Annotated in this window: 12 protein-coding genes; 6 read left to right on the top strand and 6 right to left on the bottom strand. The window is 71.6% G+C overall.

Annotated elements, in window-relative coordinates; translation table 11 throughout:
* Positions 1 to 18: 18 nt before the first annotated feature.
* From dop to arc, 3 genes are all read right to left on the bottom strand, one after another.
* Positions 19 to 1536 (bottom strand): depupylase/deamidase Dop, encoded by a 1518-nt coding sequence (gene dop, locus SM447_RS23280; RefSeq protein ID WP_474574975.1) that lies wholly within the window; start codon positions 1534 to 1536, stop codon positions 19 to 21.
* 108 nt (positions 1537 to 1644) lie between these two features.
* Positions 1645 to 3618, bottom strand: coding sequence for a hypothetical protein (locus SM447_RS23275; RefSeq protein ID WP_474574974.1), 1974 nt, complete (start codon positions 3616 to 3618; stop codon positions 1645 to 1647).
* Positions 3619 to 3746: 128 nt separating this feature from the next.
* The gene (gene arc / locus SM447_RS23270) at positions 3747 to 5528 is read right to left on the bottom strand and encodes a proteasome ATPase (RefSeq protein ID WP_474574973.1); all 1782 of its coding nucleotides are present in this window, start codon (positions 5526 to 5528) and stop codon (positions 3747 to 3749) included.
* A gap of 178 nt (positions 5529 to 5706) precedes the next feature.
* On the opposite strand from arc, the gene SM447_RS23265 reads away from it, so the two are divergent.
* Positions 5707 to 6000 (top strand): ferredoxin, encoded by a 294-nt coding sequence (locus tag SM447_RS23265; RefSeq protein WP_474575148.1) that lies wholly within the window; start codon positions 5707 to 5709, stop codon positions 5998 to 6000.
* 59 nt (positions 6001 to 6059) lie between these two features.
* Here the strand turns inward: SM447_RS23265 and SM447_RS23260 are convergent, their stop codons facing one another.
* From SM447_RS23260 to SM447_RS23250, 3 genes are all read right to left on the bottom strand, one after another.
* On the bottom strand, positions 6060 to 6632 hold the full coding sequence (locus SM447_RS23260) for a hypothetical protein (RefSeq protein ID WP_117227855.1): 573 nt from the start codon (positions 6630 to 6632) through the stop codon (positions 6060 to 6062).
* Positions 6633 to 6761: 129 nt separating this feature from the next.
* Positions 6762 to 7733 carry a tRNA (adenine-N1)-methyltransferase gene (locus tag SM447_RS23255; protein WP_474575147.1) on the bottom strand — a complete coding sequence of 324 codons (972 nt, stop codon included), beginning with the start codon at positions 7731 to 7733 and terminating at the stop codon, positions 6762 to 6764.
* Between the two features lie 47 nt (positions 7734 to 7780).
* On the bottom strand, positions 7781 to 8944 hold the full coding sequence (locus SM447_RS23250; protein ID WP_474574972.1) for a M50 family metallopeptidase: 1164 nt from the start codon (positions 8942 to 8944) through the stop codon (positions 7781 to 7783).
* Positions 8945 to 9027: 83 nt separating this feature from the next.
* Between SM447_RS23250 and SM447_RS23245 the strand changes: the two genes are divergently transcribed.
* The 5 genes from SM447_RS23245 to SM447_RS23225 all read left to right on the top strand — a co-directional run bounded on the left by SM447_RS23245 (position 9028) and on the right by SM447_RS23225 (position 15524).
* The gene (locus SM447_RS23245; RefSeq protein ID WP_474574971.1) at positions 9028 to 9942 is read left to right on the top strand and encodes a RecB family exonuclease; all 915 of its coding nucleotides are present in this window, start codon (positions 9028 to 9030) and stop codon (positions 9940 to 9942) included.
* A gap of 77 nt (positions 9943 to 10019) precedes the next feature.
* Complete coding sequence (locus tag SM447_RS23240; RefSeq protein WP_474574970.1) at positions 10020 to 11213, top strand: sensor histidine kinase; 1194 nt, start codon at positions 10020 to 10022, stop codon at positions 11211 to 11213.
* A gap of 26 nt (positions 11214 to 11239) precedes the next feature.
* On the top strand, positions 11240 to 11926 hold the full coding sequence (locus tag SM447_RS23235) for a response regulator (RefSeq protein ID WP_474574969.1): 687 nt from the start codon (positions 11240 to 11242) through the stop codon (positions 11924 to 11926).
* Between the two features lie 281 nt (positions 11927 to 12207).
* Positions 12208 to 12975 (top strand): ABC transporter ATP-binding protein, encoded by a 768-nt coding sequence (locus SM447_RS23230; protein WP_474574968.1) that lies wholly within the window; start codon positions 12208 to 12210, stop codon positions 12973 to 12975.
* A complete protein-coding gene (locus SM447_RS23225) occupies positions 12975 to 15524 on the top strand; it encodes an ABC transporter permease (RefSeq protein WP_474574967.1) in 2550 nt (849 codons plus the stop codon). Before SM447_RS23230 ends, SM447_RS23225 begins: the two co-directional genes overlap by 1 nt.
* The last annotated feature ends 89 nt before the right edge of the window (positions 15525 to 15613 follow it).

Here is a 15613-nt window from a genome sequence, read left to right as displayed (position 1 = left end):
GCGATGGCGACCGGTGGGTCAGCCGCCGGTCAGGGTCTCCAGCAGATCCTTGGCGCTGGCACAGCGGTCGAACAACTCTCCGACGTGCCGCCTGGTGCCCCGCTCCGGCTCCATCATCGGCACCCGCACCAGCGACTCCCGACCGACGTCGAAGATGACCGAGTCCCAGCTCGCGGCGACCACTTCGGAGGCGTACTGGGCCAGGCAGCGGCCCCGGAAGTAGGCGCGGGTGTCCTCCGGCGGCTCCGTCATCGCCGTACGGCTCTCCTCGTCGCTGAGCAGGGTCTTCATCGACCCGCGGGAGACCAGCCGGTGATAGAGGCCCTTCTCCGGACGTACGTCGGAGTACTGCAGGTCGACCAGCTGGAGCTTGTGCGAGCCCCAGCCGAGCTTCTCCCGCTCCCGGTAGCCCTCCAGCAGCCGCAGCTTCGCCACCCAGTCCAGTTCGTCGGCGCAGAGCATCACGTCGCGCCCCAGCCGGTCGAGGACGTTCTCCCACCGGTCGAGCACGTCGGCGGTCTGTTCGTCGACGTCGTCGCCGTAGCGGTCGTCGACGAACGCGCGCACCCGCTCCAGGTAGGCCCACTGCACGTCCATCGCGGTGAGTCGACGCCCGTCGCGCAGCCGCATCAGGTGCGACAGTGACGGGTCGTGGCTGACCGCCCGAAGTTCGCCGACGGGGTCGGCGATGCCGAGGTCGGGACCGAGCGCCTTCTCCTCGATCATCGTGAGGATCAGCGCGGTGGTGCCCACCTTGAGGTAGGTGGAGATCTCCGAGAGGTTCGCGTCTCCGATGATGACGTGCAGCCGGCGGTACTTGTCCGCGTCGGCGTGCGGTTCGTCGCGGGTGTTGATGATCGGCCGCTTGAGCGTGGTCTCGAGGCCGACCTCGACCTCGAAGAAGTCGGCACGCTGGGAGATTTGGAAGCCGCTCTGGCCGCCGTCCTGGCCGATGCCGACACGGCCGGCGCCGCAGACGATCTGCCGCGTGACGAAGAACGGCGTCAGGTACGCCACGATGTCGGCGAACGGCGTCTGCCGGCGCATGAGGTAGTTCTCGTGCGCGCCGTAGCTGGCGCCCTTGTTGTCGGTGTTGTTCTTGTAGAGGTGGATCGGCGCGGTGCCGGGAATCGTGGCGGCCCGCCGAGCCGCCTCCGCCATCACCCGTTCTCCCGCCTTGTCCCAGCGGACGAGGTCGCGGGGGTTGGTCACCTCGGGGGTGGAGTATTCGGGGTGCGCGTGATCGACGTAGAGCCGGGCCCCGTTGGTGAGGATCACGTTGGCCAGGCCGAGGTCCTCGTCGGCGAGCGCCTCGGCCGGGTCGTAGGCGGCGCCGGAGTAGGTGAAGCCGCGGGCATCGCGCAGCGGTGACTCCTCCTCGTAGTCCCAGCGGGCCCGGCCGCCCCGGTTCAGTTCCGGCCGTGCGCCGTAGGCGTTCACCACCTGGGAGGAGGTGACCATGGGGTTGGCCCCGGCCTGGCCGGGCACGGAGATGCCGTACTCGACCTCGGTGCCCATGATTCGTCTTACGCTCATCGACCTACCCGCTTCGTTTGCCGACCGGTCCCCGTCATGTCGAGCGTAGTCGTCGCTCGGCCAACCGGGGGCGTGGCGGTCGTGCGGCGTACCGCTGGGTCCCGCCGGTCAGGACGGGGGCTCGTCGACGAGCATCACCTCGACGGTGACCCGGTCACGCAGTTCCGGGGCGTCCCGCAGCAGCCTGTTGACCCGGACCTGGGCACCGTCGGTGGTGACCACGAGCCGGATGTCACCCGGAGTTCGTTGCAGCATCTGCGAGGTTCGCTCCGGTTCGACGAAGGCCATGTGGTAGATCCCGGCTTCGGTCTGCGCGGTCGTGCCCTGCATGGTGGCGACGCAGATGTTGGCCAGGTAGGCGCGGTACGGGCTGCGGTCGAGGATCAGCGTGGTGACGCCGTCGGCCGGTGGATACCGCCGCAGGGCCCGGTCGCACACGACGGGGACGCGGGTGGGCTGGTCGACCTGCTGGTGCACCCAGCGCTGCGCCCAGGTCGGGTTGTCGACGACGAGCAGGCTGCGGTGCCAACCGGTGACACCGACGAGCAGCACGGTGGCGGCGGCGACGGCGACGGCGGTGAGGCCGGCCGTGGCGGTGTGCAGCGGGCGGTTGCGACGTGGGACCGGCAGTAGCCGTACCACGGCGGCGGTGCCGGCGATCAGCAGCACGGTGGTGAGGTGGCCGGCCTTGTTGAAGTAGTAGCCGGGTTCACCGCCGAGGCTGACGCTGGCCTGCCCGATGCCCAGGACGAGGGCGAGGCTGACCAGCAGGATGAACAGCCAGCGCCGCCAGGCCGGGTCGTCGCGTCCGGACCGTACGGCGTGCACCAGCAGCGCCGGTACGACGAGGGCGCCCAGGCCGCCGAGGGCGAGCCAGGTCTCGGTGAGGTCGGGTCCGACGGTGGCGGTGAGTGCCTCGGTCTGGTTGGCGCGGAACACGCCGAGCAGGATCGGCAGCGGGGTGAGGACGGCGGTGGCCGTGCCGATGGCCAGCGCGGTGCGGCGGGCCCGCAGCACCTCGCGGCGGCGGGCGAGCAGGGCCCCCAGCACCATGACGGCGGCGGCGGGGAGGAACAGGTAGTAGGTGTAGCCGATGCCGACGAGCAGGGCACCGAGCAGCAGCAGGTGTTCGCGGAGGGCGGCGACCGGCCGGGCGACGAGCGCTGCGAGGGCGATGGTGAGGGTCAACCCGAGCGTCTCGGTGGGGTATCCCGACAGGAGCATGCGGGGCATCTGGCTGCCGAGGACGAGGGCACATACGACGATGGTGAGCACGCTGCGGCTGAGCGGGTGCAGCGGCCCGGGTAGGCGGTGCGCGGCCCAGAGCAGGGTGATCACGAAGAAGCCGAACGTGGCGACGTTCCACCACAGGAACGGCTGCAGCGCGCCGGTGCCGGCCGGTGCGGTGCCGGGCGGGGTGAGGTGGCCGTCGAGCAGGGCGACCAGCAGGTGCCAGCCCTGTGGGTAGTGGACGAGCAGGGAGAGGAGTTGCTCGCGTACGGCGTCGGGGTCGAGGAAGACGTAGCCGCCGTGTCTGCCGATGACGTCGACGAGGGAGAAGTGCCGGAAGTAGTCCTCGCCCCTGGAGAGGATCGTCAACCGGCCGAGGGGGTCGTCGGCGCGCAGTACGGGCTGCGCGAGATAGCCGACGAGCGCGGCGGTGCCGAGGACGGGGAACAGGTCGTCCCGGCCGGGTCGGGGCAGGGTGGGGTGCCGGCCGGTGGCCAGGGCGGTGAGGATGAGGACGGTCAGCGCGGTGCCGGCCACCGGGACCGGTGCCATCCCCCAGGGCCAGACGGCGAAGAGCAGCCCGGCCGCGGTGGTGAGGCCAGCGAGCAGGAGGGTGGCGAGCAGCAGCCGGTCGAGCAGCGTCCGGCCGCCGCGCAGCAGGCTGGCGGTGGCGAGCAGGACTGCCGGGGGCAGTGTCCAGCGGGCGTCGACGGCGGTCGCGGCCAACGGCAGCAGCCAGGCCGCGGGCAGCGCGGCAAGCGCGGTGAGCAGGGGCCGGCGGCGCCACGCGGCGGGGCTGGCGGTCGGACTAGTGGGGAGCGCCGGGGCTTTTTCGCTCTGCTGGGTGGGCACGACTGTCCTTCTCGGATGGGAAGGTGGCCCCGGAGTCTATCCGTGCGGAGTGGTGCGCGCGCGGCGGGCCGGAGCGCATGCGCGGGGCCCGTGACGGGTGGCGTCACGGGCCCCGGTGGTGCGTCGGGTCAGAGGTACTGACCGGTGTTGCTGGCGGTTTCGATGGAGCGGCCGGCCTCGGTGCCCTTGCCGCCGGAGACGAGCGTGCGGATGTAGACGATCCGTTCGCCCTTCTTGCCGGAGATGCGCGCCCAGTCGTCCGGGTTGGTGGTGTTGGGCAGGTCCTCGTTCTCGCGGAACTCGTCGACGCAGGCGTCGAGCAGGTGCTGCAGGCGTAGTCCCTTGCGACCGGAGGTGAGGAACTCCTTGATGGCCATCTTCTTGCCCCGGTCGACGATGTTCTGGATCATCGCGCCGGAGTTGAAGTCCTTGAAGTACAGGACTTCCTTGTCGCCGTTGGCGTAGGTGACCTCCAGGAAGCGGTTCTCCTCGGTCTCCGAGTACATCCGTAGCACCACCGCGTCGATCATGGCGGCGACGGTGGCCTGGGGGTCACTGCCGTGTTCGGCCAGGTCGTCGGCGTGCAGCGGCAGGCCGGGGAGGATGTACTTGGAGAAGATGTCCTTGGCCGCCTCGGCGTCCGGACGCTCGATCTTGATCTTCACGTCGAGTCGCCCCGGGCGCAGGATCGCCGGGTCGATCATGTCTTCCCGGTTGGAGGCGCCGATGACGATGACGTTCTCCAGCCCTTCGACGCCGTCGATCTCGCTGAGCAGCTGCGGCACGATGGTGTTCTCCACGTCGGAGGAGACACCGGAGCCGCGGGTGCGGAAGACCGAGTCCATCTCGTCGAAGAAGACGATGACCGGAGTGCCTTCGCCGGCCTTCTCCCGGGCCCGCTGGAAGATCAACCGAATGTGCCGCTCGGTTTCGCCGACGTACTTGTTGAGCAGCTCGGGGCCCTTGATGTTGAGGAAGAAGCTGGTGTGCTTCTCCTCGCCCCGCCGCTCGGCGATCTTCTTGGCGAGTGAGTTGGCGACCGCCTTGGCGATCAGCGTCTTGCCGCAGCCGGGTGGGCCGTAGAGCAGGATGCCCTTCGGCGGGCGCAGCTGGTGCTCCCGGAACAGGTCGGCGTGCAGGAACGGCAGTTCCACCGCGTCGCGGATCTGCTCGATCTGGGAGTGCAGGCCGCCGATGTCGGTGTAGTCGACGTCGGGCACCTCCTCCAGCACGAGTTCCTCGACCTCGCTCTTGGGGATCCGCTCGTAGGCGTACGCCGAGCGGGGTTCGATCATGAGCGAGTCGCCGGCCCGGATCGAACTGCCGATCAGGGTCTCGGCGAGGTGCACGATGCGTTCCTCGTCGGAGTGCGAGACCACCAGCGCCCGGTCGCCCGGCGCGCCCTCGGGACCCGCGAGGATCTCCTTGAGCATGACCACCTCGCCGACCCGCTCGTAGCCGAACGCGTCGACGATGTTGAGCGCGTCGTTGAGCAGGACCTCCTGGCCGCGTTGCAGCTCGTCGACGTCGAGCGACGGCGACACGGCGACGCGCAGTTTGCGTCCGCCGGTGAAGACGTCGACCGTGCCGTCGTCGTGCCGGGCCAGGAAGACGCCGTAGCCACTTGGGGGTTGAGCGAGCCGGTCGATCTCCTCCTTGAGCGTCACGATCTGCGCGCGAGCTTCCTTGAGGGTGCTCACGAGCCGTTCGTTGTTCTCGGTCAGCCGCGCCAACTGCGCCTGGGTGGCGGCCAGCCGCTCTTCGAGCTGCCGGACGTGTCGGGGGCTCTCGGTCAACTTGCGCCGCACCAGAGCGAGTTCCTCTTGAAGGAACGCGACCTGCGTGGAGAGATCGTGGGCCTCCTTCTCCCACCGTGCGGCGCGCGAGTCCGCGTCGTCGCTGCGTGCCACGTCCCACCTCCCCGGGGGGCTTGAACGTTCTGACCTAACACTAGCCGCTATGAGCCCGATTCGGTCCTCCGCAACGCGCCCGTCACCGAAGCTTGATCGCCAAGGGTGGGTCGACGGGCGGGTACCGGCATTCGGGTACCGTCGGGGGGTGGGACGGGAGAACATGGGGGGTGCGCCGGTGGCCGAGGTCGCGACCGACCAGTTGCAGGTCTGGGTGGATCAGGATCTGTGCACGGGCGACGGGCTGTGCGTGCAGTACGCGCCGGAGGTCTTCGAGTTCGACGTCGACGGGTTGGCCTACGTCAAGGGTCCCGACGGTGAGCTGGTGCAGCAGCCGGGTGGCCGGGTGGCGGTGCCGGAGCACCTGCGCCTCGAGGTGATCGACTCGGCGAAGGAGTGCCCGGGCGAGTGCATCCACGTCGTACGCGGCAGTGACGGCGTCGAGGTGGCCGGCCCGGAGGCCGACGACTGACGCGGGCCGCCCTGCTGACAGCGGCTCACCCGCCCGGCGGCACCGGTCGCGGGCCGCTGCTACAGCAGTGGACGGCCGACCACCGAGGCGACAAGCCGGGCGAACTCCTCCAACCGGGCGATCTGCCCGGCGCCCCCGTCGTCGAGGGTCTTGCCGAAGCGCAGCGCGTCGTGGCGCGGGCCACCGGCGGCCTCCTCGCTCGGCGGCGACTCGTCCAGCGAGGTCAACAGCAGGTAGACGTCGATGCTGTCGACCCGGATCTCGCCGTTGTCGTGGCGGAACAGTCGGCGCCGGCAGCCCACCTCGGTGACCGAGGAGACCGGCACCACCCGCAGCGAGGAGGTCATCGAACCCGGCGGCCCCTCCCCCGGCGGCACGTCCTCGCCGTGCCAGAGCACCAGGCGGCTGCCGTCGCAGACGACGACCTCCTGCCACACCCCGTTCACCTCGTTGACGAAGCGTTCGAGGGTGAAGCCGAGCACCGAGGCCCCGCGCAGCACACCGCCGAGGGCCTCCAGGGCGACGTCGGGGTCCCGCAGGTAGGCCCGCGCCGCCGATTCGAGGTCGGTGTACGGGGACCAGTCGGGGAAGACCGCCGGCAGGTCGCCACCGCCGAAGCCGGGACGGCTCATGCGGTCACCTCGCTCCGCTCGGCGTCGGCCTCGGCCCGCGTGGCACCGCCTCCGCGCACACCGTCACCTCCGGCCACCGCCGGACCTGCCAGGATCAGCCCGCTCACTCCCAGCCGTCCCATTCCGCCGTCACGGCCTGTCCGTCTCCTGCGTCACCTCGGGTGGTGTCTGCTCGGCCGACGCCTCGTGCGGCACCACGGTCGCCTGCCGGGCCGCCTCCGCCTCGCGTAGCGCCTGGCGGCGCTGCGCGTACGCCTCGGTGCCCTTGCTGGGCTTGCGGCGCCGGGGCGGGGCGGTGACTCCGGGGGCGAGCTTACGCGCGGAGACGAGGAACGCGGTGTGCGCGATCATCCGATGGTCCGGACGGACGGCCAGCCCTTCGGCGTGCCAGTCCCGGACCAGGGACTCCCAGGCCCGTGGCTCGGTCCAGCCGCCGCGTTCGCGCAGCGCCTCGACCAGCTCGGACAGCTGCGGGGTGGTGGCCACGTAGCCGATGAACACGCCGCCGGGCAGCAGCGCCCGCTCGACCATGTCGAGGTTCTCCCAGGGAGTCAGCATGTCCAGGATGATCCGGTCGAAACCGGTCTCGCGGCACTCGGCGACGTCGCCGACGTGCAGGTGCCAGGCCGGGTGCGGGCCGCGGAAGAACGACTCGACGTTACGTCGGGCGATCTGGGCGAAGTCGTCGCGCAGCTCGTAGGAGTGCAGCTCGCCGGAGGTGCCCACCGCGCGCAGCAGCGAGCAGCTCAGCGCTCCGGAGCCGGCGCCGGCTTCGAGGACCTTCGCCCCGGGAAAGATGTCCCCCATGGCGACGATCTGCGCGGCGTCCTTGGGGTAGATCACCTGGGCGCCGCGGGGCATGGAGAGCACGTAGTCCGACAGCAGCGGGCGCAGCGCCAGAAACGCGGTGCCGCCGCCGGAGGTGGTGACGACGCTGCCGTCGGGCAGGCCGATCAGCGTGTCGTGCGCCAGGATGCCGCGGTGGGTGTGGAACTCCTTGCCCGGCTCCAGGGTCACCGTGTGCATTCGCCCCTTGGGGTCGGTCAGCTGCACCCGGTCACCGGGCTGGAACGGCCCACGCCGCACGGCGGGCGGCTCCACCTTCTCCTCGGGGAGGTCGCTGGCCGGGTGGGCGGAGTGGGTGACGGTCACGTGTTCATCTTCCGGTGAGGTTCGAGCAGTTGAGCCAGATCCGCGATGTGCAGAACGCCGACGACATCTTCGCCTGCCGTCACGACGTACTGTGCGCCCGGGTGTGCCTGCACGGTCTCCAGCACCCGTTCCCCATCGGTGGCCACCGGGATGCTCGGCAGGTCGGCGAGGGTACGGGCGACCGCGTCCACGGCCAGCCAGGGCCGGCGGGCCGCCGGGACGGCCGCGGCGGCGGCCGGGTCGACCAGGGCCACCGGCCGGCCGGCGGAGTCGGTCACCAGCAGCGCGGCGGGGCGCCGCGGTTCGGTGGCCGGGTGCGCCTGCGCGGCGCGGCGCTGCGCCTCGGCCAGTGGGGTGCCGGTGGGCACGGTGTGCACCGGGCGGGCCAGCTCGGCCAGGTCGACCAGCGGGAGCCGCCGGCCGATGCGGGACATCCGGATCGACTGGCCGGCGCCGTGCCAGAGGGTGAGGGCGACCAGTGCCGTCAGCGGCAGGGCCAGCAGGCTCAGCACGTCGATCGCGTACAGCGTCGCCACCAGCAGCGCGGTGGCCACGGCCAGGACCCGCCCGGCCCACCCGGCCACCTCGGTGGCCCGGTGCCGGTCGCGGGTCAGCGCCCAGACCACCGCGCGCAGCGCCCGCCCGCCGTCCAGCGGCAGGCCGGGCAGGATGTTGAACACCGCGACGATGACGTTGCTCGCCGCGAGTTGGAACGCGAGCTGATCGGCGACGGTGCGGTCGGGCAGGGCCAGCGTCGCCGCGACGGCGGCCGCGCCGAGCACGGCGGAGACGGCCGGCCCGGCCAGCGACACCAGCAGGTCCACCCGTGGGGAGGGGGCGTCGCGGTCCATCTCGGTGTACCCGCCGAGCAGTTCCAGGGTGATTCCCCGCACGCCGATGCCGAAGCGACGGGCGGTGAGGGCGTGGCCGAGCTCGTGGGCCAGGACCGAGCCGAGCAACGCGAGGACGAATCCGGCGCCGACGAGGTAGCCGCCGAGCGGGGACAGTTGCAGCCGCTGGCCGGCCAGTTCGCCGTACAGGACGGTGATCAGCAGGGCGAGCAGCAGGATCGAGGCGTTCAGGTACAGCGGTACCCCGAGGATCCGACCCACCCGCATGCCGGGGCGCTGGCCGGCCCGCGGTCGCCTCCGCTGTTCCATCGGGCTGATGCTACGCGTCAGGTGATCACCTTTCGGAGCGGCGGCGGCCGGCCTGTCACACACGTGGCCTAACCTTCCGGGGCATGACGGCCGATCCGGTGATCACTCAGCAGGCCCCGACCCCGACGCCCCTGCCGGCGACCGTGCGAGCCTCGCTGTCACCGTCGCGGGCGGCGGATTTCAAGACCTGCCCGCTGCTCTACCGGTTCCGCAGCATCGACCGACTGCCTGAGCGGCCCACCGTCGAGCAGGCGCGGGGCACGCTGGTCCACGCGGTGCTGGAGCGGTTGTTCGACCTGCCGTCGGCCGCGCGTACCCCGGAGGCCGCCGGTGACCTCGTCGCCGGTCAGTGGGACCGTCTGGTCACCGAGCAGCCGGAGCTGGGCGAGCTGTTCGCCGACGACGAACCGCCCGCCGTGGCGGAGTTCCTCCGCTCGGCGTCGGCTCTGCTGCAGGGCTACTTCGCGGTGGAGGATCCGCGCCGGCTGGAGCCGGCCGAGCGGGAGAGCCTCATCTCCGCCGTGGTCGACGACGAGCTGCTGATCCGCGGCTACCTCGACCGGCTCGACGTGGCGCCGGACGGCGCGTTGCGGGTGGTCGACTACAAGACCGGCGGCGCTCCGCGGGAGGCGTTCGAGGCCCGTGCCCTGTTCCAGCTGAAGTTCTACGCCCTGGTGTTGTGGCGGACCCGTGGCGTGGTGCCCCGGGTGCTGCGGCTGCTCTACCTCAAGGACGCCGAGGTCTGCGACTACGCCCCCGACGCCGAGGAGTTGGTGCGCTTCGAGCGGACGGTGGTGGCGCTGTGGCGGGCGATCGAGCAGGCCACCGCGGCGCGGGAGTTCCGCCCCCGGCCGAGCCGACTGTGCGACTGGTGCAGTCATCAGGCGCGCTGCCCCAGCTTCGGCGGCACCCCGCCGCCCTTCCCGGAGCCGGTGGCGACGCCGGATCCGCTGCGTGACGCCCGGTCCTCCCCGGCACCGCCGGGCGCCGACGAGTAGCCTCTCCTCCCCGGGGAGGAGACCTGGCTCACCACACAAGACGATCTTTCGGCTGCTGGGGAAGCTAGCGTCGTGGCGTGGGTGGCGAGCTGAGGGAGTGGTTGCGTCGACGGCCGGTGGCCGGCGATCTGCTGCTGGCCGCCGGGCTGGTGGTGGCGGAGGTCGTGTTCACGCTGCTCACTCCGCGGGAGTTCTGGCCCCGGCCGCTGCCGGCGGCGCTGGGCTGGAGTCTGCTGTGCGCGGCACCGGCCGCCCTGCGCCGGGTGGCGCCGTGGCCGGCGGTGCTGGCCGCGCTGGCGACGCTGGTGCTGCCGGGCACGCTGGGGGTGGCGCCGACGACGCAGAGCCTGACGTTCGTGGTGCTCACCTACACGATGGCCGCTTATCATCCGGCACGCGCGGCCCTGGCCGCGGCGCTCGTGTTGTGGCTGCCGGTGGCGGTGGTGAACGCTGTCGTGCCGCCGGAGGGCATCCCGCAGGTCAGCTCGGCGTACCTGATCGCCAACAACATCCTGGTCGGGATCGTGTCGTTCTCGGTGGGCCGGACGGTACACGCGCGCCGCTCCTCCCACGAGGCGCTGCGGGAGCGGGCGCGGGTCGCCGTGGCGAACCAGCGGGCGCTGGCCGAGCAGGCGGTCGCCGACGAACGGCGGCGGATCGCCCGCGAGCTGCACGACGTGGTGGCACACCATGTCAGCGTGATGGGGGTGCTGGCCACCGGGGTGCGGCGGGTGCTGCGCCGCGATCCGGACGGCGCCGACGAGGCGATGGCCACGATCGAGGAGACCAGCCGGGCGACCCTGCGGGAGCTGCGCCGGCTGCTCGACGTGCTGCGTACCGAGGCGGAACCGGCGGCGGAGTTGGCGCCGCAGCCGGGCATCGCCGGCCTCGAGGCGCTCACCGATCAGGTCCGCGAGGCCGGTTTGCCGGTGCGGCTGACCGTGGCGGGCAGGCCTGGGCAGTTGGAGGAGGGGGTGGCGCTGACCGTGTACCGGATCGTGCAGGAGGCGCTGACGAACGCGCTGAAGCATGCCGGGGCGGCGACCGCGCAGGTGCGGGTGAGTTTCGCCGGTGACGCGGTGGAGGTGGAGGTCACCGACACCGGCCGCGGGCCGTCGCCCACCGATCGGGTCGGGCACGGCCTGGTCGGGATGCGGGAGCGGGTCGGCCTCTACGGTGGGATCCTGCGCACCGGCGCGCGGACCGGCGGCGGCTACCGGGTGTACGCCCGGATCCCGGTCGAGCCCCTGCCGGAGGCGACCCACGGGTGAGCGGTGCTGGCGAGAGGGAGGACCAGATGGCCGATTCGACGGCACAGGCCCGGCCGGTGCGGATCCTGCTCGCCGACGACCAGCCGCTGCTGCGTACCGGCTTCCGGATGGTTCTCGGCGCGGAAACCGACCTGGACATCGTCGCGGAGGCGGGCGACGGGGTGGAGGCGGTGGAACTGTCCCGTCGGTTGTTGCCGGACGTGGTGCTGATGGACATCCGGATGCCCCGCATGGACGGGGTGACCGCCACCCGGGCGATCGTCGATGCCCGGCTGCCGGTGCGGGTGCTCATCCTGACCACCTTCGACCTGGACGAGTACGTGGTGGGGGCGCTGCGGGCGGGGGCGAGCGGCTTCCTGGCCAAGGACGTGCCGGCGGAGGACCTGGTCACCGCGATCCACACGGTGGCCGCCGGTGACGCGGTGGTGGCGCCGCGGATCCTGCGGCGGCTGCTGGACCGGTTCGCCGACGTGCTGCCGGACCCGGCCGCCGCACCGCCGAAGACCCTGGGCGCGCTGACCGAACGGGAGCGGGAGGTGCTCGTGCAGGTCGCCCGTGGGCTGTCCAACGCCGAGATCGCCCGGGCCTTGTCGGTGAGCGAGACCACCATCAAGACCCACGTCGGGCACGTGCTCACCAAGCTCGGGCTGCGGGACCGGGTGCAGGCGGTGGTGTTGGCGTACGAGTCGGGTCTGGTGCGACCTGGGGCGTAACGCGCACGTTGCATCCGTCACCTACCGTGACGGCGGGCGGCGGAAACTGGTTGACCCTCACGTGGCGACAGCGTGCACCATGGCCGTGCGCCGTCCGGCCAGGGCGGCGACGGTGCGGTGTCGGGGTCAACCCTGACGCCGCGTTGGGGGGTACCCGCAGCCGGAAATCCGCCACGGCTCCGCCCGGAGTCGGACGGATCCGCCTCGGGCAGCACAGATGATGGGACGCGTGCCGGACCAGCGGGGGCGGCACGATCGACACCGACGGAGAGGTACGTGACGTGACCGCTACGACAGGCCAGCCGGCACCGGCCGCAGCCCGGGCGAGCGACGTGTGGAAGGTGTACGGCAGCGGCGAGGCGCAGGTCATCGCCTTGCGGGGGGTCAGCGCGGAGTTCGAGCGCGGCCGGTTCACCGCGATCATGGGCCCGTCGGGTTCCGGCAAGTCGACGTTGATGCACTGCCTGGCCGGGTTGGACACGGTGACCCGGGGCACCGTGCAGATCGGCGACACCACCGTCACCGGGCTGGGTGACGCGGGCCTGACCAGGCTGCGCCGAGACAAGGTCGGCTTCATCTTCCAGCAGTTCAACCTGCTGCCGACGTTGACCGCCAAGGAGAACATCCTCCTTCCGCTGTCCATCGCCGGGCGCCGGCCCGACCCGGCCTGGTACGACATCGTGATCGACACGGTGGGCCTGCGGGACCGGTTGGGCCACCGGCCGGCGCAGCTGTCCGGCGGCCAGCAGCAGCGGGTGGCGTGCGCCCGCGCCCTGGTCGCCCGCCCCGAGGTGATCTTCGCGGACGAGCCGACCGGTAACCTCGACTCGCGCTCCGGCGCGGAGGTGCTGAACTTCCTGCGCAACTCGGTGCGCGAGCACGGGCAGACCATCGTCATGGTCACTCACGACCCGACGGCGGCCGCGTACGCCGACCGGGTGGTGTTCCTCGCCGACGGTCAGATCGTCTCCGAGCTGATCGAGCCGACCGCCGACACGGTGCTGGACACGATGAAGAAGCTGGACACGCCCGCCGAGGTGGCCGGCTGATGTTCCGCGCGACCCTGAAGAGTCTGCTGGCCCGCAAGGTCCGGCTGATCCTGTCCGGCCTGGCCGTGGTGCTCGGCGTCATGTTCGTCTCCGGTGCGTTCGTGCTCACCGACACCCTCGGCCGTTCCTTCGACTCGCTGTTCGCCGACGCGTACGCCGAGGTCGACGTCAACGTGGCCGCCAAACCGAGGCTGGAACTCAGCGAGATGGAGGGCGAGCAGCTCGCCAGCCCGTTCCCGGCCGCCACGCTGGAGACGGTCCGGGCGGTCGACGGGGTGGCCGAGGCCACCGGGGTGGTCGTCGCCGACGGGGCTCGGTTGATCGGCAGCAACGGCAAGGCGGTGACCTCATTCGGGCCGCCGCAACTGGGCGGCAACTGGACCGGCGAGAGCGACCTGGTGCAGCTGCGGGAGGGCCGGGAGCCGCAGGCCGACGACGAGATCGTCATCAACAAGGCGCTGGCCAACGCCGGCAAGGTGGCTCTCGGCGACCGGGTCGGCGTACTCACCCTGGAGCCCCGCAGGGACTTCACCATCGTCGGCATCTTCGGTTACAGCGGCGACCGGGACTCCCTCGGCGGCACCAACGAGGTCATGTTCACCACCCCGGTGGCGCAGCAACTGATGCTCGGCGAGCCGGACGTGTTCAACAACATCGTGGTCAGCGCCGCCGCCGGTGTCTCCGACGAGGAGCTGCGCGACGCGGTGGCCGCGGCCGTCGGTGACGGCTTCGTGGTCAAGACCGGCGAGCAGCTCTCCGCGGACGCCTCCGCCGACCTGAAGGAGGGGCTGTCCTTCTTCAACCGGATCCTGCTCGGCTTCGCCGCGGTGGCCCTGCTGGTCGGCACGTTCCTGATCCTCAACACGTTCTCGATCATCGTGGCGCAGCGCACCCGGGAACTGGCGCTGCTGCGGGCCGTCGGCGCCAGCGGCAAGCAGATCATCGGTTCGGTCGTGCTGGAGGCCATCGCCATCGGTCTGATCGCCTCGGTGTTCGGCCTGGCCGCCGGCATCGGCATCGGCGCGCTGCTGGCGTACCTGTTCAGCAATCTGGCCGGCGGGCTGGCCCTGGCCGGGGTGGGGGTGCCCGCCTCGGCGGTGATCGGCGCGTTCGGCGTGGGCCTGGTGATCACCGTGCTGGCCGCGTTGCTGCCGGCGCTGCGGGCCGCGCGGATCCCACCGATCGCGGCGATGCAGGACGTCGCCACCCCGGACCGTCCGCTGACCAAGGTGACCGTCGCGGGTGCGCTGGTCACCGCGATCGGCGCCACCCTGCTCTTCCTCGGGCTGGGTGGTCACGCCGGCAGCAGAACCCTGGTCACCATCCTCGGTGGCGTGCTGTTCGCGTTCATCGGGGTGGCCCTGTTGACGCCGCTGATCAGCCGGCCGGTGGTGGCGGCGCTCGGGGCGGTCTTCTCCGGGTGGGTGCCGGGCAAGCTGGGCCGGCTGAACTCGGGACGCAACCCGCGCCGCACCGCGATCACCGCCGCCGCGCTGATGGTGGGCATCGCCCTGGTGACCGGCATCACGGTGATCCTGGACTCGGCCAAGAGCAGCATCAGCGGTCTGGCCCAGGACAGCATCAAGGCCGAGCTGGTGATCGCCGGGGCGCAGTCGGGCCCGCGTCCGCCGTCCTTCGACCCGGCCGTGCTGGACGAGGCGAAGGCGATCCCCGGGGTCCGCATGGTCGACGGCGAGTACGGCGACATGGCGATGGTCGGCGGCCAGACCACCTGGGTCGGTGCCAGCAGCGAGCCGAGCGCGCTCACCCAGATGTTCGGTCTCACCGCCACGGCCGGCGACATCGAGCGGCTGGGGCCGGGCCAGATGCTGGTCAGCTCCGACGCGGCGCAGTCGCGCGGTCTGACGGTGGGCTCCACCGTGCCGGTGCAACTGGCCCGCGGTGACGAGCGCACCTACACCGTCACCGGCATCTACCAGAGCAGCCCGCTGTTCGGCCCGGTGGTGCTGCCCGTGGACGCGGCTCGGGACTTCACCATCCCGCAGCCCATCCAGGGTTACCTCCAGCTGGAGCCGGGTGTGCGGACCGCGGACGTGCTGCCCCGCGTCGAGTCGTTGCTGGCGAACAGCCCGGAGGTCTCGGTGGCCGATCGGGACGCGTTCATCGAGCAGCAGACCGGGCAGCTCGACGGGCTGCTCCAGATGATCCAGATCCTGCTGGCGCTGGCCATCGTGATCGCCGTCCTCGGCATCGTCAACACCCTGGCCCTGTCGGTGCTGGAACGCACCCGGGAGCTGGGTCTGCTGCGCGCCATCGGTCTGCGCCGGTCGCAGACCATGGGGATGATCACCGTAGAGGCGGTGGTGATCTCGGTGTTCGGCGCGCTGCTCGGCATCGTGGTCGGCGCCGGTCTGGGTGCTGCCGTGGTGGAGGCCCTGCGCGACGAGGGCATCACCAGGCTGGTCCTGCCGTGGGGCCAGATGGGCGTCTTCCTCGGCCTGGCCGCGATCATCGGCGTCGTCGCGGCGGTGCTGCCGGCGATCCGGGCCGCCCGGATCAACGTGCTGGGTGCCATCGCCCACGACTGAGGTGAAAGGAAGGGCCCCCTGCTGACGCCTCGCGTAGAGCAGGGGGCCCTTCTTAACGCGTAGCGGCGCGCGTCGACCGGGACAGCGTT

The organism is Micromonospora aridisoli (genome assembly GCF_056150025.1).
Note: the sequence above shows the minus strand (reverse complement) of the source record. Positions and strands in the feature narration are given on the sequence as shown.